The organism is Mycobacterium sp. NGS40 (genome assembly GCF_059812735.1).
This window is the reverse complement of record NZ_JCALDG010000001.1, coordinates 565,557-584,818: the sequence shown is the minus strand read 5'-3', so window position 1 is coordinate 584,818 and position 19,262 is coordinate 565,557. Positions and strand designations below refer to the sequence as shown.

General features: G+C 66.8%; 20 protein-coding genes. 11 read left to right on the top strand and 9 right to left on the bottom strand.

The genetic code is table 11. The features are described 5' to 3' along the window. The first annotated feature begins 109 nt into the window (after window positions 1–109). Entirely contained in the window at window positions 110–1,453 is a 1,344-nt protein-coding gene (gene eccD, locus AC5Y5O_RS02965) for a type VII secretion integral membrane protein EccD (RefSeq protein ID WP_279304383.1), read from the top strand. Continuing rightward, window positions 1,444–2,757, top strand: a complete 1,314-nt coding sequence (gene mycP, locus AC5Y5O_RS02960; protein ID WP_103175398.1) for a type VII secretion-associated serine protease mycosin — start codon at window positions 1,444–1,446, stop codon at window positions 2,755–2,757. The genes eccD and mycP overlap by 10 nt, the downstream gene beginning before the upstream one ends. Here mycP and eccB read toward each other — a convergent pair. Then, window positions 2,722–4,104, bottom strand: coding sequence for a type VII secretion protein EccB (eccB, locus tag AC5Y5O_RS02955; protein ID WP_500023630.1), 1,383 nt, complete (start codon window positions 4,102–4,104; stop codon window positions 2,722–2,724). The genes mycP and eccB overlap by 36 nt on opposite strands. A 157-nt stretch (window positions 4,105–4,261) precedes the next feature. Here eccB and AC5Y5O_RS02950 point away from each other — a divergent pair, with 157 nt between their 5' ends. From AC5Y5O_RS02950 to AC5Y5O_RS02935, 4 genes are all read left to right on the top strand, one after another. After that, window positions 4,262–5,128: a cutinase family protein gene (locus AC5Y5O_RS02950; protein ID WP_207768514.1), complete on the top strand. Its 867-nt coding sequence runs from the start codon at window positions 4,262–4,264 to the stop codon at window positions 5,126–5,128. 30 nt (window positions 5,129–5,158) lie between these two features. Continuing rightward, window positions 5,159–5,821: a cutinase family protein gene (locus AC5Y5O_RS02945; protein WP_096284894.1), complete on the top strand. Its 663-nt coding sequence runs from the start codon at window positions 5,159–5,161 to the stop codon at window positions 5,819–5,821. An 84-nt stretch (window positions 5,822–5,905) separates the two neighbouring features. Next, on the top strand, window positions 5,906–6,550 hold the full coding sequence (locus AC5Y5O_RS02940) for a cutinase family protein (protein ID WP_096284892.1): 645 nt from the start codon (window positions 5,906–5,908) through the stop codon (window positions 6,548–6,550). Between the two features lie 78 nt (window positions 6,551–6,628). Further along, the gene (locus tag AC5Y5O_RS02935; protein ID WP_500023627.1) at window positions 6,629–8,293 is read left to right on the top strand and encodes a purine-cytosine permease family protein; all 1,665 of its coding nucleotides are present in this window, start codon (window positions 6,629–6,631) and stop codon (window positions 8,291–8,293) included. Between the two features lie 75 nt (window positions 8,294–8,368). On the opposite strand, the gene truA is transcribed toward AC5Y5O_RS02935, so the two are convergent. The 8 genes from truA to infA form a co-directional block, all read right to left on the bottom strand. Further along, entirely contained in the window at window positions 8,369–9,229 is an 861-nt protein-coding gene (truA, locus tag AC5Y5O_RS02930) for a tRNA pseudouridine(38-40) synthase TruA (RefSeq protein ID WP_165796301.1), read from the bottom strand. After that, window positions 9,207–9,824: a 50S ribosomal protein L17 gene (gene rplQ / locus AC5Y5O_RS02925; protein WP_096284887.1), complete on the bottom strand. Its 618-nt coding sequence runs from the start codon at window positions 9,822–9,824 to the stop codon at window positions 9,207–9,209. Before rplQ ends, truA begins: the two co-directional genes overlap by 23 nt. Before the next feature lie 117 nt (window positions 9,825–9,941). Continuing rightward, window positions 9,942–11,018 (bottom strand): DNA-directed RNA polymerase subunit alpha, encoded by a 1,077-nt coding sequence (locus AC5Y5O_RS02920; protein WP_279304457.1) that lies wholly within the window; start codon window positions 11,016–11,018, stop codon window positions 9,942–9,944. 42 nt (window positions 11,019–11,060) lie between these two features. Next, the gene (gene rpsD, locus AC5Y5O_RS02915) at window positions 11,061–11,666 is read right to left on the bottom strand and encodes a 30S ribosomal protein S4 (RefSeq protein WP_090600537.1); all 606 of its coding nucleotides are present in this window, start codon (window positions 11,664–11,666) and stop codon (window positions 11,061–11,063) included. Window positions 11,667–11,675: 9 nt separating this feature from the next. Further along, window positions 11,676–12,095, bottom strand: a complete 420-nt coding sequence (gene rpsK / locus AC5Y5O_RS02910; RefSeq protein ID WP_090600535.1) for a 30S ribosomal protein S11 — start codon at window positions 12,093–12,095, stop codon at window positions 11,676–11,678. Between the two features lie 6 nt (window positions 12,096–12,101). Further along, on the bottom strand, window positions 12,102–12,476 hold the full coding sequence (gene rpsM, locus AC5Y5O_RS02905) for a 30S ribosomal protein S13 (protein WP_025737540.1): 375 nt from the start codon (window positions 12,474–12,476) through the stop codon (window positions 12,102–12,104). A gap of 156 nt (window positions 12,477–12,632) precedes the next feature. Next, entirely contained in the window at window positions 12,633–12,746 is a 114-nt protein-coding gene (gene rpmJ / locus AC5Y5O_RS02900) for a 50S ribosomal protein L36 (protein WP_003879483.1), read from the bottom strand. Window positions 12,747–12,779: 33 nt separating this feature from the next. Beyond that, a complete protein-coding gene (gene infA, locus AC5Y5O_RS02895; protein ID WP_003418601.1) occupies window positions 12,780–13,001 on the bottom strand; it encodes a translation initiation factor IF-1 in 222 nt (73 codons plus the stop codon). Window positions 13,002–13,259: 258 nt separating this feature from the next. Here infA and AC5Y5O_RS02890 point away from each other — a divergent pair, with 258 nt between their 5' ends. The 5 genes from AC5Y5O_RS02890 to rfbB are packed head-to-tail and all read left to right on the top strand — an operon-like array spanning window position 13,260 to window position 19,261. After that, the gene (locus AC5Y5O_RS02890) at window positions 13,260–14,936 is read left to right on the top strand and encodes an NAD(P)/FAD-dependent oxidoreductase (RefSeq protein ID WP_096284883.1); all 1,677 of its coding nucleotides are present in this window, start codon (window positions 13,260–13,262) and stop codon (window positions 14,934–14,936) included. Between the two features lie 14 nt (window positions 14,937–14,950). Then, window positions 14,951–16,459 carry an ATP-binding protein gene (locus AC5Y5O_RS02885; protein WP_096284881.1) on the top strand — a complete coding sequence of 503 codons (1,509 nt, stop codon included), beginning with the start codon at window positions 14,951–14,953 and terminating at the stop codon, window positions 16,457–16,459. 28 nt (window positions 16,460–16,487) lie between these two features. Then, window positions 16,488–17,351 carry an LLM class F420-dependent oxidoreductase gene (locus tag AC5Y5O_RS02880; protein WP_096284879.1) on the top strand — a complete coding sequence of 288 codons (864 nt, stop codon included), beginning with the start codon at window positions 16,488–16,490 and terminating at the stop codon, window positions 17,349–17,351. Between the two features lie 21 nt (window positions 17,352–17,372). Next, window positions 17,373–18,239, top strand: a complete 867-nt coding sequence (locus AC5Y5O_RS02875; RefSeq protein WP_096284877.1) for an LLM class F420-dependent oxidoreductase — start codon at window positions 17,373–17,375, stop codon at window positions 18,237–18,239. A 26-nt stretch (window positions 18,240–18,265) separates the two neighbouring features. After that, window positions 18,266–19,261: a dTDP-glucose 4,6-dehydratase gene (gene rfbB / locus AC5Y5O_RS02870; protein WP_096284875.1), complete on the top strand. Its 996-nt coding sequence runs from the start codon at window positions 18,266–18,268 to the stop codon at window positions 19,259–19,261. Window position 19,262 lies beyond the last annotated feature (1 nt).

The following is a 19,262-nucleotide window of genomic DNA, read 5'->3' as shown; positions in this document are numbered from 1 at the left end:
AATTCACTTGTGGATGGCCGAATACCGAGGACTCGAAACTGCTTTAACGTCCGGACCATCCGAATCTGAAGAGGTTGCGTTGTCTGTATCCGATCCGGCGCTTCGCCGCGTGTCCGTGCATGCGGGCACCGCCATTGTCGACCTGGCCCTGCCATCCGAGATACCGGTTGCCACTCTGCTGCCGCCTATCGTCGATACCCTTGAAGCCCACGGCGTCAGCGCTCCCATCGCTACCCGGTACCAGCTGTCGATCCTGGGTTCGGCGACCTTGGATTCGTCCACGACGCTGGCGAGCGGCGGTATCCGCGACGGCGATGTGCTGGTCCTGAGCCGGTCTGAACCACCGCCACCCACAGTGCGATACGACGACGTAGCAGCGGCTGTGTCGGACACGCTGGACGGCGGGAGGTGGAGTTCGTCTCGAAACGAGCTGGCAACGCGTCTTACCGCCGCCGTGGGGGCCGGCTGTCTCAGCGGCATCGGATGCCTGGCACTCATTCGAAACACCCTCGCCGCCAACGCTGTCCGTGATCACAGCCACACCGCGGGAAGCGCTGCGCTCATCGCGTTCGCGGCCGTGATACTGGCGGCGCGCGCGAATCGCACGTACCGGGACGCGATGGCCGCCCTCACGCTGAGCCTGGTCGCTACGGCATTCTCCGCAGTCGCGGGCTTTCTCGCGGTATCCGGCCCCCCGGGCCTGCCCCACGTGCTTCTGGCGGCTGCGGCCGCCGCGGTCACCGCGGTGCTGGCGATGCGCGTGTCCGATTGCGGAAAAACAACATTGACCGCGGTGTCGTGTTTCGCGGTGATCGTTGCCGTCGCAGCGTTCGGAGGTCTGATCACCGACGTCCCGTCGCAGGTGGTCGGTGCGGTGTTGGCGCTGGTATCGCTTGGCTTACTCGCGGTTGCGGCACGCGTGGCGCTCGTCCTGGCTGGGTTGTCGCCAAAGCCAGCCGACCCCCAACCAGTTCCAGACGATGTGGCCGCCAACGCTGTTCGTGCCGATGCCTGGTTGGCCAGCCTGCAAGCCGTGTTCTCGTTCTCGGCGGCCACCGGCGCCATCGTCACCGCAGCGACGGGCACACCGCGGCTGGGGTGCGCCGCGCTGGCGGTAGCCACCGGTGCACTACTGCTGCTGCGCGCCACGTCGGTCGACAAAAAGAGGACGTTGGTAAGCGCCATCGCCGGCATGGCCACGATCGGAACAACATTCGGCATTGCCGCGCTCAGGGCCCCGGAGCGCGGGACGTGGATCGCCGCGGCGACGGCATTGTCGGTCGCCGGCGCGATATACCTCGGGTTCGTAGCACCGCGGGTAGCGCCGTCAGCCGTCGCGCGACAATGCGTCGAGGTGCTGGAGTGCGTGGTGCTGATCGCGACTGTGCCACTGGCCTGTTGGATATGCGGCCTTTACGACGCCGCCCGCGGCCTGCATCCGACATGGAGTTGAGGACGTCGCGTCTCGTCCGACTGGTGGCGATATCGGTGTTGACGGCATTATCGAGCTGGGGAATGCCGTCGGCACAAGCGGTTTCACCGCCAGAGGTTGACGACCGGTTGTTGCCGAAGCCGGCGTTGCCGGCACCCACGAGGCCGACGCTGCAACGCGAGGTCTGCACGATGGTGACCGGGGACCCGGGTCCGGGGCGAAACCAGCTCTCAGATCTGGATTTACCGCACGTCTGGCAACTGACCCGCGGCGCGGGCCAACGCGTCGCGGTCATCGACACCGGGGTTTCGCGTCATCGCCGGTTGCCCGAAGTGGTGCCGGGCGGCGACTACGTATTCACCGGCGACGGCACTCAGGACTGCGACGCCCACGGCACGTTGGTCGCCGGAATCATCGCCGCCACAGCCGATTCGACAGCCGATAGTTTCAGCGGCGTCGCGCCCGACGTCACCTTGATCAGCATCCGGCAGTCCAGTTCGAAGTTCGCACCGGCCAGCGACCCGTCGAACTCGGGCATCGGCGACGTAGACACCATGGCGAAAGCGGTCCGGACTGCCGCCGACCTGGGCGCGTCGGTGATCAACATTTCGTCGGTGGCGTGCGTTCCGGTCACGTCGGCGCTCGACGACCGGGCACTGGGGGCCGCGCTGGCTTATGCCGTCGACGTCAAGAACGCCGTCGTGGTCGCCGCAGCCGGGAACGCCGGCGGCGGTGGACAGTGCCCGGCCCAGCGCCCGGATGCGACGTGGCAGACCATCTCGGTCGCGGTCAGTCCGGCCTGGTACGACGACTACGTGCTGACCGTCGGTTCGGTGAACGCCGACGGAACGCCCTCGGCCTTCACTCTTGCCGGTCCGTGGGTCGACGTCGCCGCTATCGGGCAGGGGGTGACGTCGCTGAGCTCCACGCCCTTGTCCGGGACCAGTTACGCCGCACCGGTTGTCAGCGGACTGGCCGCGTTGATCCGGGCCCGGTTTCCCGCGCTGACGGCGCGGCAGGTGACGCAGCGCATCGAGTCGACCGCACATCATCCGTCCGGGGGATGGAATCCGCTCGTCGGCAGCGGCACCATCGACGTACTTGCCGCGGTGAGCACCGACTCCGCCGCGACCGCCAATGTCGTCAAACCCCTGCCGGCGCCCGTTGCGATCGCCACGCCGGCACCGAAGCCGGCGAATTCTGTTGCGCGGGATACCGCATTGCGCGGTGCGGCCATCTGCCTGGTCGCTCTGATGTGCGCGCTGATCGTCGGTGCGGCCAAGCGACGGCTACCAGGATCCCGCGATGGTGTCGCGGGCGACTGACGCGCCCGCCCTGCTCAGCTCCGGCCCGGACGGAAGTACCGCGATCATCGGCCAGGGCGCCGGAACAGGGCCCGTCTGCAGACCAAGGTCACGGGCGGCGTCGTCGTCGTGAATCGCGAACCGCACACCGGTGTCGATGACGAGATAGCGTGTGCCCGCCCCGCCGTTGGCCCGCACGTAGCCGCTCCGGCCGGGTGGCAAGTAGACAGCATCGAGTGCGGGGCCGCGGCCGTCTGCTTGTGACAATGACACGGGGACCTGGCCGGGCGGAAGCGGCAAGCCACTCGCGGTCAGGATCGCCGCACCCGACGCGGTGGCTCCCGAACTCACACACACGGTGGTGGCACCGATCAGGCCGTCGGCCCCGGGCGCGCGTTCCGGGAACGTCCCCACCGGCAGCGTGTCGACGATCGGGGCGCCCCGGATCACGTCCGGTGCCACGGCGATGATGTTGGCAGCGCCGCGCGAGTCGCCGAACCGCATCAGATCCGCGGCTACCTGGCCGATGCGCTGGACTCCGGTGCCCAGTACTGCGTAGTACTCGTCGCCGTCGCCGCGTGTGATACGCAGCACACTGCCGACGGGAAAGTCGGGCAGTCCGGCCGCCCTGCCTCCGGCGCCCCGGATTCGCGGAGCCGTGATCGGCGGCGCCTCCGGAATCGAGTTCAGCAGGGACTGCGAGACGACGTTTGGCGGGTGGCCCTCCAGCCGTAACGCGCGCACCACCGCGGTGTCGGTGAGATCCACGACGGCCCGCTCACCGTGGTAGAGCAGGTACACCGGCGAACCCGTACCCGGTGCGACCAGCACCGCCTGATCGCGTGCCAAGCGATGGGCCGACGCCGCGCTGGGCGGCCCGACCATCACCGTGGTGGAAGTTCCACCTTCTGAATCGCAGATAGTCCAGACCGCATCGTTGCCGGACAGCTGCGGACCGAGAAGCTGCAGTGCGCCCGGAATGCCCAGCAGCGGACCACGTTTGGTGCCGCGCAAGTCGGACTCGGGCACTGGCTGCGGATTGGCATCCGTGGCCGCGACCAGCCGCGCCGAGGCCAGGTTGAGCACCGGGTGCCAGGTATCGCCGACTCGCACATACAGCGCTCCGGTCTCCTTGCCCATCACGATCTGGGCGTGATCCAGGCGGACGTGGGGCCGCAGCAACCCGATGAATGCACAGCCCAGCGCCGCGACAGCCGCCAGCACGCAACCCACCGTCAGGGGGCCGGTGCGCGCCCGCAGCGGCTGATCGGACGCCCCGGCGGCGCCGCTCAGTAGTGCGCCTTCAACCCGACGTAGCAGCAACCGATAACCGCTGACCTGCGCCCAGGTCGTCGATCGGTGGGGCATTGGCCTCCCAAAGTCCGCGAATCCGCTGGTCACAGTAACCGCGCGGCAACGCCTCGCGCCGCCGGTCATCCACAGCCGCGTAGGTTTGGCGAGGTCACAATTTGGGTAAAATTGACGCGTGATTTTTCACCGCATCCGTACCCGTCGGGAGGGCAGCGTGCGGTTGGCCGGCCGCGTCGCGGGCCTGGGCGCAACCGCCCTGGTCGTCGCTGCGGGCCTGCTCGCCACACCGAGCGCACCCGTCGCGCGCGCCTTCGACTGCCCCGACGTCGAGGTGATTTTCGCCCGCGGCACCAACGAGCCGGCCGGCCTGGGCCGCGTCGGTGACGCACTGGTCGACTCGCTGCGCCAGCAGACCGGTTTGAACATCCTGCCCTACGGGGTGAACTACGCCGCCAGCAAGCTGCAGCTGCACGGCGGCGACGGGGCCAACGACACTATCGACCGCGTCAAGAAGAGCGTGGAAACGTGCCCCAACACCAAGATTGTGCTGGGCGGCTACTCGCAGGGCGCGTCGGTGATGGACATCGTGGCCGGCGTCCCGATCGGCGGCATCAGCTGGGGCAACAAGCTGCCGGCGCAGTACGCGGACAACATCGCCGCCGTGGTCACCTTCGGTGACGTGGCCGACCGCGCGGGCGGCACGCTGCCCAGCCAGAGTGCACTGCTCGGCTCCAAAGCCGTCGACTACTGCAACCCCAACGACCCGATCTGCCACGCCGGTCCCGGCAACGAGTGGAGCGGGCACACCGAGGGCTATGTCCCCGTCTATACCACTCAGGCGGCGCAGTTCGTGGCGTCCAAATTGGCCGGCACCGGCCAGTCGATGCCCGGGTACGGGCCGTCGGCTCCGGGTGCTGGTCCCAACACGCCCGGCTACGGCCCGCAAATGCCGGGGCAGGCACCGGGTCCCGGCTCGCCGACGCCCGGCCCGTTGAGCCCCAGCTACGCACCACAAGCACCGGCCCCGTCGGCGCCCGGACCCACGGTTCCCCAGACCGACGTGGTTGCCGCCGTTCACTGACGCGCGATCAACAACCCGTACTATCGCGGCATGAGCCTTGCCGCGAAAAGATCACGGGCGCATAACTTTTCCCTTTTGGTGGTCGCCGCACTGGTGGTGGGCGCCGCGATGGTGTTCGGGTCTCCGCTGATCCCGCGTGCGTTTGCCGGGTGCCCGGACGTCGAGGTGGTGTTCGCCCGCGGAACCGACGAGCCCCCCGGACTCGGCAAAGTCGGCGGCGCCTTCGTCACCGCACTGCGCGCTCAGACCGACCGCAATGTGGGGTCCTACGGTGTCAACTACCCGGCTAACGACGATTTCCTGGCCGCGACCGACGGGGCGAACGACGCCAGCGGCCACATCCAGCACATGGCCGACCACTGCCCCAACACCAAGCTGGTGCTGGGCGGCTACTCGCAGGGCGCCGCCGTCATCGACATCGTCACCGCCGCACCCATAGCCGCCCTCGGCTTTCGCGATCCGCTGCCGGCCGATGCCGCCGACCACGTCGCCGCGGTGGCCCTGTTCGGGAATCCGTCGGGACGGGCCGGCAATCTGATGACGGCCCTGAGCCCCGATTTCGGCGGTAAGATCCTCAACCTGTGTAACCCCGGCGACCCGATCTGCTCCAACGGCAACTCGTGGCCGGCCCACCTCGGTTACGTGCCCGGATTGACCAATAAGGCAGCACATTTCGTCGCCGGCAAGATCTAGCGGCACAAAGATCCGGTAACACCGCGATCGCGGAGTGATCACGGCCGTTCACTAACACCCGCCGAAAATGCGTACCATCGGCTCATGGGGGTTAGACCGCTTGGCAACACACTGTTCGCGACATGCATGATCGCCGGCTCGGCTTTGACGCTGGCTCCGGTGGCCTCGGCGGGACCACCGTGCCCGGGCGCCGAGGTGGTGTTCGCCCGCGGCCGTGAGGAACCGCCGGGCGCCGGCCTGGTCGGCGATGCGTTCGCCAACTCGCTGCGCGCCAAGACTCAGCTGCCGGTCGGCGTCTACGGGGTCAACTACCCCGCCGACGTCGATCCGGCCAAGGGCGCCAGCGACATGAGCAACCACGTCCAGTACATGGCCAAGCATTGCCCGAACACCCGCGAGGTGCTCGGCGGCTACTCGCTCGGCGCGGTGTCGGCCGACCTGGTGATCGCGGTGACCCAGCCCTCATTCGGCTTCAAGAACCCGCTGCCCCCGGGCATCGACCAACACGTGGCCGCGGTCGCGTTGTTCGGCAACGGCACGCAGCGGGTGCTCGGCCCGGTCCCCGGCTTCAGCCCGGCCTTCGCCGGCAAGACGATCGAGGAGTGCGCCCCCGGCGACCCGATCTGCAACGGCAACGGCAAGGCGGTGTGGGCGTCGCATCTGCAGCCCTCCTACATCGACTCGGGATTGGTCGATCAGGCGGCGGGATTCGCCGCCGGCAAGCTTTAGTCCGTAAACCGCAGGCGCACAGGCAATTCCCAGGCGCCTCGATTGGCGTTTGACGTCGCGCAATCGGACAATGCAGACGTGACGACCACCGCTGCCACCGACCGCGACACCTCGCCGGCCGCCGCCCGGGAAACGCTCGGAGACTACACGTTGCGCTTTGCCCCGCGCAGCTACCGCAGGTGGTCTACCGCGGTGGTGGGGATCTCCGCCCTCGGCGGCATCGCCTACCTGGCCGACTTCGCGATCGGCGCCAACCTCGGCATCACCTACGGCACCGCAAACGCGTTGTGCGGTATCGGGATTTTCGCGGTGGTGATCGTGGCGACCGGATTCCCGGTGGCATACTACGCGGCGCGTTACAACATCGACCTGGATCTGATCACCCGCGGCAGTGGTTTCGGCTACTACGGCTCCGTGGTGACCAACGTCATCTTCGCGACGTTCACGTTCATCTTCTTTGCCCTCGAAGGCTCGATCATGGCGCAAGGCCTCCAACTCGGCCTGCACATTCCGCTGTGGATCGGCTATGCCGTCTCCACACTGATCGTCTTCCCACTGGTGATCTACGGCATGAAAGTCCTCTCCCAGCTTCAACTTTGGACGACCCCGCTGTGGCTGGTGCTGATGGTCGCCCCATTCGTCTACCTGGTGATCAGCCATCCCGAGGCGGTCGGCGAGTTCTTCTCCTACACGGGTAAGCAAGGCCACAGCGGCGTCGACGCCGGCTCGGCGCTGCTGGCCGCGGGCGTTTGCCTTGCGCTGATCGCTCAGATCGCCGAACAGATCGACTACCTACGGTTCATGCCGCCGCGCACGCCGCAGAACGCCCGCAGCTGGTGGACCTGGGTGTTGCTGGCCGGTCCCGGGTGGGTGCTGTTCGGCGCGATCAAGCAGATCGTCGGGCTTTTCCTGGCCGTCTATCTCGTGTTCCACTTGGCGGGTTCGCTGTCGATCGCGAATCAGCCGGTACACCAATTCGACGAGATCTACCGCAACTTCATGCCGGACTGGCTCGCGCTGACGCTGGCCGTGATCTTGGTGGTGCTCAGCCAGATCAAAATCAACGTGACGAACGCCTATTCGGGTTCGCTGGCGTGGACCAACTCGTTCACGCGGGTCACCAAGCACTACCCCGGCCGTGTCGTCTTCCTCGCCGTGAATCTGACGATTGCGCTGATCCTGATGGAAGCCAACATGTTCGACTTCCTCAACACGATCCTGGGTTTCTACGCCAACTGCGGGATGGCGTGGGTGGTGGCGGTAGCGTCCGACATCGTCTTCAACAAGTACGTGCTGGGCCTGTCGCCGAAGGCACCCGAATTCCGCCGCGGCATGTTGTACCCCGTCAATCCGGTCGGCTTCGGCTCCATGCTGCTGGCCGCCGGGCTCTCGATCGTCGCGTTCTTCGGCGGGCTCGGCCCCGAGCTGCGGCCCTATTCGCCTTTGGTGGCCATCATGGTCGCGCTGGTGATGCCGCCGGTCCTGGCGATCGCGACGCGGGGCAAGTACTATCTGCGCCGCATGGACGACGGCATCGACGTGCCGATGTACGACGAGCACGGCAACCCTGCCGCAGACGAATTGACCTGCCACGTCTGCAATCACGGCTTCGAACGTCCCGACATGCTGGCCTGCCAGGCCCACGACGCGCACATCTGCTCGCTGTGCCTGGCCACCGACAAGCAGGCCAAGCACCTGCTCGAGGCCCAACGGGCCGGCGGAGCCCAGACGTCGAGCCGGTAATTTTGCAGACGTCTCGCGGCGTGTCGTCTGCAAAATTACAGTGTCGCGCCGACTGAGGGGCGCTTAGGCCCACTGCTAGCGGGTGCGCAGATCCCGGGTGATCAGGATGCGCGACGCGAGCTCGTCGTCGGGCGGATAGTCCACCCCGACCAGCGTCAGGCCCTGCGCCGGAGCGGCCGCGAAGTCGCTGGATCGTGTTGTTGCGCTTAGCAATTCACGACACCACTCTCGAGAGCGCCGGTGTTCGCCGACGGCCAGCAGCGCGCCGACCAGTGAGCGCACCATCTGCCAGCAGAACGCATCGGCGGCGACGTGCGCGGTGATCAGATCGCCGTCACGCGACCAGTCCAGCCGCTGCAGGTCGCGAATCGTGGTGGCACCGTCGCGGTAACGGCAGAAGGCCGCAAAGTCGTTCAGCCCCAGCAGGTCTTGCGACGCTTCGCTCATCGCGTCCATGTCCAGCTCCCGCGGCCACGCGGTGATGTAGCGCGCCTGCTGCGGCTGCACGCCGTAGGCGGCCGTCGACAACCGGTATTCATAATGACGCCGCAGCGCCGAGAAGCGTGCGTCGAAACCAGCTGGGGCGCGGGCAATTCCGAGCACACGGACGTCGGCGGGTAAAAAGCGGCCCAGCCGGCGCAGCAGCGGCAGGAATTCCGGATCGCCGACGCGCGGCGAACGCGGGTAGGCGTTAGGCAGGGCGCCGGCGGGCACATCGAGATGGGCCACCTGTCCGGTGGCATGCACTCCGGTGTCGGTGCGCCCGGCCGCCCATAGCTTTACCGGCGTGCGGAAAACCGTCGTCAGCGCGTCGTCGATGACACCGGCGACAGTGCGCTGCCCGGCCTGCGTTGCCCAGCCCGCGAAATCGGTTCCGTCGTAGGCGATATCGAGCCTGAGACGGACGTCTTCGCTACTTGTCGGTGGACTCGTCACCCTCGTCGGCGGCCTCGGGCTCGGTGGCAGCCTCGGCCTCGGCGGCCGGCTCGGCCGCGTCGGTCGTGGTCTCTTCGGCCTCGGGAGCCGTCGCTTCTTCGACGGTCGGGCCTTCGGCGGCCTCGGGCTCGACCGCGGCCTGCGGCGCGGCGGCCGCAGCCACCGGCGCCTCAGCCGGCGTCTCGGCCTTCTTCGAAGCCTTCACCCGACGGGCCCGGTCGGCCTCTGAGGTGACGGTCTTTTCCTGGACCAACTCGATCACGGCCATCGGGGCGTTGTCGCCCTTGCGCGCCTCGACCTTGATGATGCGGGTGTAGCCGCCCTCACGATCGGCGAAGTGGGGCCCGATCTCCGCGAAAAGGGCGTGCACCACGTCCTTGTCGCGGATCTTCTTCATCACCTCTCGGCGATTGTGCAGCGTGCCCTTTTTCGCGTGCGTGATCAGCTTCTCCGCGTACGGCCGCAGCGCACGTGCCTTCGGCTCGGTCGTCTTGATGCGACCGTGCTCGAACAGCGACGTGGCCAGGTTGGCCAGCAGAGCCTTCTGGTGCGAAGACGACCCGCCGAGGCGAGGGCCCTTGGTGGGCTTGGGCATTGCACTATCTCCTATTTAGCGGCCGACCCCCGTATCAGGTAGGGCCGGGACGGACGGTGTTGCATGTGTCCGGTTCCTCATCGGCCGCTGCACGGCCGCATCGTCACCGGACGGTCTTTAGAGCTGTTCGGTTTCGGCGTAGTCCGCGTCGTCGTACGACGCCTCGCTGGACCAGGTGCCCGTGGCGACGTCGTAACCCGCGACCTCCGACGGGTCGAAGCTCGGCGGGCTGTCCTTGAGCGACAGGCCCAGCTGGTGCAGCTTGACCTTGACCTCGTCGATGGACTTCTGGCCGAAGTTGCGGATGTCGAGCAGGTCGGACTCGGTGCGGCTGACCAGCTCGCCGACGGTGTGCACACCCTCGCGCTTGAGGCAGTTGTAGGACCGCACGGTCAGATCCAGGTCGTCGATCGGCAGCGCGAACGAGGCGATGTGGTCGGCCTCGGCCGGCGACGGCCCGATCTCGATGCCCTCGGCCTCGACGTTGAGTTCGCGTGCCAGGCCGAACAATTCGACCAGGGTCTTACCCGCCGACGCCAGGGCGTCGCGGGGGGTGATCGAACTCTTGGTCTCGACGTCCAGGATCAGCTTGTCGAAGTCGGTGCGCTGCTCGACACGGGTGGCGTCCACCTTGTAGGTGACCTTGAGCACCGGCGAGTAGATGGAATCGACTGGGATACGGCCGATTTCGGCACCGGAAGCGCGGTTCTGCACGGCCGGCACGTAACCACGACCGCGCTCGACGACGAGCTCGACCTCGAGCTTGCCCTTGTCGTTCAGCGTCGCGATGTGCATGCCGGGGTTGTGCACCGTGACGCCGGCGGGCGGGACGATGTCACCCGCGGTGACCTCACCCGGGCCCTGCTTGCGCAGGTACATGGTGACCGGCTCGTCCTCCTCGGAGGACACGACCAGACCCTTGAGGTTCAGGATGATGTCGGTGACATCTTCCTTGACGCCGGGCACGGTGGTGAACTCGTGCAGCACGCCATCGATGCGAATGCTGGTGACGGCCGCGCCGGGGATCGACGACAGCAGGGTGCGCCGCAACGAATTGCCAAGGGTGTAACCGAAACCCGGCTCCAGCGGTTCGATGACGAACTGGGACCGGCTGTCGGTGAGGATTTCCTCCGACAGTGTGGGGCGCTGTGAAATCAGCATGTGTTTCTTGTTCTCCTTCTCGGCACCCGCTATTTGATGCCGTTAGGTTCCCGGGCCGGTCGGCCCGGAAAGTCTTTACTTCGAGTAGTACTCGACGATCAGCTGCTCGGTGAGCGGCACGTCGATCTGTGCGCGCTCGGGCAATTGGTGCACGAGGATGCGCTGACGCTCCCCGACCACCTGCAGCCAGCTCGGAATCGGGCGATCGCCCGCCGTCTCCCGCGCGATTTGGAAGGGCACGGTGTTCAGCGACCCGTCCCGCACGTCGATAATGTCGTACTGCGACACCCGGTAGCTGGGGACGTTGACGTGCACGCCGTTGACGCTGAAATGCCCGTGGCTGACCAGCTGGCGGGCCATCCGGCGGGTGCGCGCCAGCCCGGCGCGGTACACGACGTTGTCCAGCCGGCTTTCCAGGATCTGCAGCAGGTTCTCACCGGTCTTGCCGGAGTGGCGCACGGCCTCTTCGTAGTAGCGACGGAACTGCTTTTCCATCACGCCGTAGGTGAAGCGGGCCTTCTGCTTCTCCTGCAGCTGCAGCAGGTATTCGCTTTCCTTGATCCGCGCGCGGCCGTGCTGGCCGGGCGGGTAGGGACGCTTCTCGAAAGCCTGGTCGCCACCGACGAGGTCGGTGCGCAGCCGGCGCGATTTGCGGGTGATGGGTCCGGTGTAACGAGCCATGTTTTTTACCTAGACCCTTCTGCGCTTGGGGGGGCGGCAGCCGTTGTGCGGCTGGGGGGTGACGTCGGAAATCGCGCCGACCTCCAGGCCCGCGGCCTGCAGCGAACGGATCGCGGTCTCCCGGCCCGAGCCCGGGCCCTTCACGAACACGTCGACCTTGCGCACCCCGTGCTCCTGGGCCTTGCGCGCGGCGTTCTCCGCGGCGAGCTGCGCGGCGAACGGCGTCGACTTACGCGAACCCTTGAAGCCGACGTGGCCCGACGACGCCCAGGCGATGACGTTGCCCTGCGGGTCGGTGATGCTCACGATCGTGTTGTTGAACGTGCTCTTGATGTGCGCGGCGCCGTGCGGGATGTTCTTCTTTTCCCGCTTGCGGGTCTTCTGCCCCTTCTTGGGGGCCGACGCTGCTGCCTTCTTGGCTGGTGGCATGGGCGGTTACCTGGCCTTCTTCTTGCCGGCGATGGTGCGCTTGGGGCCCTTGCGGGTACGCGCGTTGGTCTTGGTGCGCTGGCCACGCACCGGCAGGCCGCGGCGGTGCCGCAGGCCCTGGTAGCAGCCGATCTCGATCTTGCGGCGGATGTCTGCCTGAACCTCGCGGCGCAGGTCACCCTCCACCTTGAGGTTGGCCTCGATGTAGTCACGCAGGTGGGTCAGCTGGTCGTCGGTGAGGTCCCGGGTGCGCAGATTCCGGTCGATGCCGGTCGCTTCCAGGATCTCGTTGGAACGGGTACGGCCAATGCCGAAGATGTAAGTCAGCGCGATCTCCATCCGCTTGTCACGCGGCAGATCGACGCCTACTAGTCGAGCCATAGGTGGCGTTTCCTCTTTTTACTAAGCGGAGGTCTTTTCCCAGCCCGTTCCCGAATGTTCGGGGCCCGGCCTCCGACCGGGCGTAGGTGAGCGGCGTATCCGCTCAGTGGTGCTGGGAGGTCTGCATTCAGTTGTGGGTGCAACTCGGCCCGGCAGTTAGCCCTGGCGCTGCTTGTGGCGTGGATCGGAGCAGATCACCATGACCCGCCCATGCCGACGGATCACCCTGCACTTGTCGCAAATCGGCTTCACGCTGGGGTTGACCTTCACGGCTGTTCGATCCTGTTCTCGTCTGTTGTTTGGTTACTTGTACCGGTACACGATGCGGCCCCGGGACAGGTCGTAGGGAGACAGCTCCACTACCACCCGGTCCTCGGGCAGGATGCGGATGTAGTGCTGCCGCATCTTGCCGCTGATGTGGGCAAGCACCTTGTGACCGTTCTCCAGCTCAATGCGAAACATCGCATTGGGCAGAGGCTCGACCACCCGGCCCTCGACCTCGATGGCGCCGTCCTTCTTGGCCATAACTACTCGTCAAATCCTCGTCGTTTAGTTTCGTTGTCGTCTGCGCCAACAACGGCACAGCATTCACACCGACTTTGGAACGTGAGCCGGTGACAGGAAATTCCTAGGGAACGGACACACAAAAAAGCCGGCGCGAAATGTCGCACCGTCGTTCCATGGTACCCGCTCGTGCGGCGTGGCCAAAATCCGCGATCCGGGCGCTCGCGGGTGCCACCTCGACCCACCACACCTAGCCTGACAAGCGCATACTTGACCACGATGACACGTCCCCTTGATGGCACCGCGCAGGCACGCAAACCGGTGATCCTGACCGTCGACGACGATCCCGCGGTTTCCCGCGCTGTGGCCCGGGACCTGCGGCGCAAATACGGCGAAGACCACCGCATTGTGCGCGCCGAGGCCGGTCCCGAGGCGCTGGAAACCCTCAAACAGCTCAAGCTGCGCGGCGAAACGGTCGCCGCGCTGATCGCCGACTACCGGATGCCGCAGATGAGCGGCATCGAGTTTCTCGAACAGGCGATGGATTTGTACCCGGTGGCGCGCCGTGTGCTGCTGACCGCCTACGCCGACACCCACGCCGCGATCGACGCGATCAACGTCGTGGACCTGGACCACTACCTGCTCAAGCCGTGGGATCCGCCGGAGGAGAAGTTCTATCCCGTGATCGACGGCCTGCTCGAGGCCTGGCGGGCGGCCCCGGAACACCCCATCCCGCACACCAAGGTGATCGGGCATCGCTGGTCGGCGCGGTCCTGGGAGGTGCGCGACTTCCTGGCCCGCAACGGCCTCTACTACACCTGGTTCATGGCCGACGAGCCCGACGGCGAGCGACTCCTGCAGGCGGCCGGCGAAGACGGCAAGCGGCTGCCCGTCGTCGTCACCGAGCACGGCGACCCGCTGGTGGAACCGTCCGACGCCGAGCTGGCCGACAAACTGGGCCTGTCCTCCACCCCGTCGCAGGAGTTCTACGACCTGATCGTGATCGGCGGAGGGCCCGCGGGCCTGGCCGCCGCCGTGTACGGCGCATCCGAGGGACTGCGCACGGTGCTGATCGAGCACACCGCGACCGGCGGGCAGGCGGGGCAGAGCTCGCGCATCGAGAACTACCTGGGCTTCCCGGACGGAGTATCGGGCGGCCAGCTGGCCGAGCGGGCTCGCCGGCAGGCCGAGAAGTTCGGCGCCGAGATCATCACCGCCCGCAGGGCGACCGGCCTCGAGGTGAACGGATCCAAGCGCACCGTGCGCTTCGCCGATGGCGGGTCGATCGACGCGCACGCCGTCATCCTGGCCACCGGTGTCTCTTACCGTCAGCTGACCGCCGAGGGACTCACGGAGCTGACCGGCTGCGGCGTCTACTACGGCGCCGCGGTGTCGATCGCCTCGGATTGCGAAGACGAAGAGGTCTATGTGATCGGCGGCGCCAACTCCGCCGGCCAGGCCGCGATGTATCTGTCGCGCACGGCCAAATCGGTCAACATCGTGGTGCGCGCTCCGTCGCTGGAAGCGTCGATGTCCTACTACCTGATTCAGCAGATCGAGGCGAACCCCAAGATCAACGTCCTAACCTGCACCGAGGTGCGGCGCGCGACCGGCGACGGCCATCTGGAGAAGCTGACCCTGGTCAACAACCGGACCGAGCAAGTCGAGGACGTCGCCTGCGGACGGATGTTCATCTTCATCGGCGCCGCCCCGCGCACCGAGTGGCTGGACGGGGTGCTGGCCCGCGACAACCACGGCTTCATCCTGACCGGCCCGGACCTGCGCAACGTGTGCGGCTGGACGCTGGACCGGCCACCGCATCACCTGGAAACCAGCGTGCCGGGCGTCTTCGCCACCGGGGACGTCCGCTCCACGTCCGCCAAACGGGTCGCGGCCGCCGTCGGTGAAGGGTCGATGGCCGTGATGCTGGTCCACCGCTACCTGGCCGAGTCCTAGAAGGGTCGCGCGTCATGACCGCCAATACGCCGTGTCAGCCCGACGAGCTGCGCTCCCTGTTCCTGTTCGAGGCGCTGACCGACGAACAGCTCGCGGTGCTGTGCAGCAACGGGTGCATCGAGGAGTACCAGCCGGGGCCGATCTGTGTGGAAGGCGAACCGGCGACCTGCTTCTACGTACTGCTCGAGGGTGAACTGACGATGTCCAAGCTCTCCGGCGGCCAGGACATCGAAACCAACCGCACCTCGCAACGCGGGGTATACGCCGGGGCCTGGCGAGCGTTCACCGGCGGGAAGCAGAAGACCTACGACGCCTCGGTGCACGTGACCAAGCCGTCACGGTTTTTCGTGATGGACGCGCCCGTCTTCGCCCAGTTCATGCGCGACCAGTTCCCGATGGCGGTGCACCTGCTCGACGGCATCGCCGTCGGCACGGACCGGACTCGCCGCATCATCGACAACCGGGAGAAGCTGCTGGCGCTGGGCCGGCTGTCGGCCGGGCTGACGCATCAGCTCAACAACCCGGCCGCGGCGATCGCGCGGGCCGCGGCGGATCTGCGCGAGCGCGTGGCCAACATGCGCCACAAGCTCGCGATGCTCGCCGACGGCACCATCTCACCGGAGGCGTTGAGCGCGCTGGTGCGCCTGCAGGAGCGGGTTGCCGAGCAGGTCGCCAAATCGGCGAGTCAGCACCTGAGCGCGCTGGAGAGCTCCGACCGCGAAGACGCCGTCGCAGATTGGCTGGACGAGCACGGCATCGACGGCGGCTGGGACATCGCGCCGACGTTCGTCGAGGGCGGCATCGACACCGATTGGCTGGAACGGATTTCCACGGTCAGCCAGGAACTCGCGTCGGCAACGTTGGAGCAGGCGGTCCGATGGATCAACTACACCATCGAGAGCGAACTGTTGATGAACCAGATTCTGGAAGCGAGCAAACGGATTTCGGCGCTGGTGGCCGACGCCAAGCAGTACTCGCAGATGGATCGGGCCCCGTTCCAGGTGGCCAACGTGCACGACCTGCTCTACAGCACGCTGGTGATGTTCGCCGACCGGTTGACCAAGGACGGCAGCAAGGACGAAAAATCGATCACCCTCGTCAAGGATTTCGACAAATCGTTACCCGAAATCCCCTGCTACCCAGGCGATCTCAACCAGGTATGGACCAATATCATCGACAATGCGCTGGCCGCGATGCGCGACACGGGCGGCACGCTGACCGTGCGCACCTGCCGCTACCACGACAACATGGCCCGGGTCGAAATCTGTGACACCGGGCCGGGCGTCCCCGCCGATATCCGCGAGCACATCTTCGAGCCGTTCTTCACCACCAAACCCTTCGGCGAGGGCACCGGCCTCGGGCTGGATCTGGCGTTCAACATCGTCGTCAAGAAACATCGGGGCGACCTGCGGGTGGAATCGGTGCCCGGCGACACCCGATTCATCGTCCTGCTGCCGCTGGAGATGCCCGTCGCCGACGTCGCCGCCGTGGATGACGACGAGGATCCGGACGAGGCGGAATAGCACCCACGGCGACCGGGTTGGAGACGGCATGACCGATGCAGCTGCAAGCAAGCCCGATCTTGGCCGGTTCGGATCGTTCGGACGTGGCGTAACGCCACAGCAAGCAAAGGAAATCGAGGCACTGGGCTACGGCGCCGTCTGGGTAGGCGGGTCACCGCCCGCCGAGCTGGCTTGGGTGGAGCCCATCCTGGCAGCGACGAGCACGTTGCAGGTGGCCACCGGCATCGTGAACATTTGGACCGCACCCGCCAACGAGGTCGCCGAGTCGTTCCATCGCATCGACCAGGCCTACCCAAATCGTTTTGTGCTCGGCATCGGCGTCGGCCACCGCGAGGTGATCAGCGAATATCGCAAGCCCTACGACGCGCTGGTCGACTACCTGGACGCACTCGACGAGTACGGCGTGCCCGCCCACCGCCGGGTGGTGGCCGCGCTGGGCCCACGGGTGCTGGGGCTCTCGGCGCAGCGCAGCGCCGGCGCGCACCCGTATCTGACCACGCCGGAGCACACCGCGCAGGCACGCGAGCTGATCGGGCCGTCGGCATTCTTGGCACCTGAGCACAAGGTGGTGCTGACCACCCCGGACAAGGCGGGAGCGGACGAGGCCCGCGCGGTCGGGCGCAAGGCGCTGGACATCTACTTCAACCTGGCCAACTACCGCAACAACTGGAAGCGGTCGGGCTTCGGCGACGACGAGGTCGTCCGTCCGGGCAGCGACCGCCTGGTCGACGCGGTGGTGGCCTACGGCACCCCCGAGGCGATCGCCGCGCGGCTCAACGAGCATCTCGAGGCGGGGGCCGACCACGTGCCCGTGCAGGTCCTCACCAAAGATGAAAACCTGGTCTCGGCTTTGGCTGAGCTAGCGGGGCCGCTCGGACTGAACCGCTCGTAACCGACCGCGGAGGAAACCTCGATGAACGACGCCGCAGCACTCAAGCCCAACCTCGGCCGCTACGGCGCCTGGCTGCCCACCCGATCCATCACACCCGAGCTGGCCGCCGAGATCGAAGCCCTCGGGTATTCGGCGGCCTGGATCGGCGGATCACCGGACGCCGACCTGGCCTGGGTGGAACCGGCGTTGGCCCAAACCAGCTCGCTGCAGCTGGCCACCGGCATCGTCAACATCTGGACGGCGGCGGCCACACCCGTCGCCGAATCGTTCAAGCGCATCGAAAGTGCTTACCCTGGAAGGTTTTTGCTCGGTATCGGGGTGGGACACCCCGAGCACACCCAGGAGTACGTCAAGCCCTACGCCGCACTGGTCGGCTATCTCGATGCCCTCGACGAGGCACTGGTGCCGACCAGCCGGCGGGTGCTCGCCGCGCTCGGGCCCAAGGTGTTGGCGCTGTCCGCCGAACGCAGCGCCGGCGCCCACCCGTACCTGACCACGCCCGAGCACACGGCCAGGGCGCGCGAACAGCTCGGCAATTCGGTGTTCCTGGCCCCGGAGCACAAGGTGGTGCTGACCACCGACCGCGACAAGGCACGCGAGGCCGGCCGTCAGATCGTCCAGCACTATCTGGGGCTGAGCAACTACGTGAACAACTGGCTGCGGCTGGGATTCACCGAGGCCGATGTGCGCGCGCCCGGCAGCGACCGGCTGATCGACGCGGTGGTCGCATACGGCACCCCGGAGGCCATCGTGAAGCGCCTGAGCGAGCACCTCGACGCCGGCGCCGACCACGTGGCCATCCAGGTGCTGGGCGGCTACAACGAAGAGACGCTGCTGCCCGCGTTGAGTGAACTGGCTGGGCCGCTTGGGCTGACCCCCGCAAGCTGACCGCCGCCCTCGGTTAGGGTTTGACCATGCGGCTGCTGGTCACTGGTGGCGCCGGTTTCATCGGCGCGAATTTCGTGCACAGCACCGTGCGCGAACGTCCCGACGTCTCAGTAACGGTGCTGGACGCCCTGACTTACGCCGGCCGGCGTGAATCGCTGGCCGACGTCGACGACGCGATCAGGCTGGTCGAGGGCGACATCTGCGACGCCGAGCTGGTCTCTGGGCTGATCGCCGAGTCCGACGCGGTGGTGCACTTCGCCGCGGAGAGCCACGTCGACAACGCGCTGGACAACCCCGAGCCGTTCTTGCATACGAACGTGGTCGGCACGTACACGATCCTGGAAGCGGTACGGCGTCGCGGGGTGCGGCTGCACCACATCTCGACCGACGAGGTCTACGGCGATCTCGAGCTCGACGACCCGCAGCGGTTCACCGAGTCGACGCCGTACAACCCGTCCAGCCCGTACTCGGCGACCAAGGCCGCGGCCGACATGCTGGTCCGGGCGTGGGTTCGCTCGTACGGCGTACGCGCGACGCTGTCCAATTGCTCGAACAACTACGGGCCTTATCAGCACATCGAGAAGTTCATCCCGCGCCAGATCACCAATGTGCTGACCGGCAGACGGTGCAAGCTGTACGGCGCCGGCGCCAACGTCCGCGACTGGATCCACGTCGACGACCACAACAGCGCGGTCTGGCAGATCCTGGACAAGGGCCAGATCGGTCAGACCTACCTGATCTCCGCCGAGGGCGAGCGCGACAACCTGACCGTGCTGCGCACGCTGTTGCGCATGATGGGTCGCGACGAAGACGACTTCGACCACGTCACCGACCGCGTCGGCCACGATCTGCGCTACGCGATCGATCCGTCGTTGCTGTATGACGAATTGCACTGGGCGCCAAAGCACACCGACTTCGAAGAGGGGTTGCGGGAAACCATCGACTGGTATCGGGCAAACGAATCCTGGTGGCGTCCGCTGAAGGACGCATCGGAAGCCCGCTACGAACAACGGGGGCAGTGAG

Bases quoted from the DNA above. Each gene is read 5' to 3' on its own strand.
- mycP (WP_103175398.1), top strand. From the start codon at position 1,444: ATGGAGTTGAGGACGTCGCGTCTCGTCCGACTGGTGGCGATATCGGTG.
- eccB (WP_500023630.1), bottom strand. From the start codon at position 4,104: ATGCCCCACCGATCGACGACCTGGGCGCAGGTCAGCGGTTATCGGTTG.
- AC5Y5O_RS02945 (WP_096284894.1), top strand. From the start codon at position 5,159: ATGAGCCTTGCCGCGAAAAGATCACGGGCGCATAACTTTTCCCTTTTG.
- AC5Y5O_RS02940 (WP_096284892.1), top strand. From the start codon at position 5,906: ATGGGGGTTAGACCGCTTGGCAACACACTGTTCGCGACATGCATGATC.
- rplQ (WP_096284887.1), bottom strand. From the start codon at position 9,824: ATGCCCAAGCCCACCAAGGGCCCTCGCCTCGGCGGGTCGTCTTCGCAC.
- rpsD (WP_090600537.1), bottom strand. From the start codon at position 11,666: ATGGCTCGTTACACCGGACCCATCACCCGCAAATCGCGCCGGCTGCGC.
- rpsK (WP_090600535.1), bottom strand. From the start codon at position 12,095: ATGCCACCAGCCAAGAAGGCAGCAGCGTCGGCCCCCAAGAAGGGGCAG.
- rpsM (WP_025737540.1), bottom strand. From the start codon at position 12,476: ATGGCTCGACTAGTAGGCGTCGATCTGCCGCGTGACAAGCGGATGGAG.
- infA (WP_003418601.1), bottom strand. From the start codon at position 13,001: ATGGCCAAGAAGGACGGCGCCATCGAGGTCGAGGGCCGGGTGGTCGAG.
- AC5Y5O_RS02890 (WP_096284883.1), top strand. From the start codon at position 13,260: ATGACACGTCCCCTTGATGGCACCGCGCAGGCACGCAAACCGGTGATC.
- AC5Y5O_RS02885 (WP_096284881.1), top strand. From the start codon at position 14,951: ATGACCGCCAATACGCCGTGTCAGCCCGACGAGCTGCGCTCCCTGTTC.
- AC5Y5O_RS02880 (WP_096284879.1), top strand. From the start codon at position 16,488: ATGACCGATGCAGCTGCAAGCAAGCCCGATCTTGGCCGGTTCGGATCG.
- AC5Y5O_RS02875 (WP_096284877.1), top strand. From the start codon at position 17,373: ATGAACGACGCCGCAGCACTCAAGCCCAACCTCGGCCGCTACGGCGCC.
- rfbB (WP_096284875.1), top strand. From the start codon at position 18,266: ATGCGGCTGCTGGTCACTGGTGGCGCCGGTTTCATCGGCGCGAATTTC.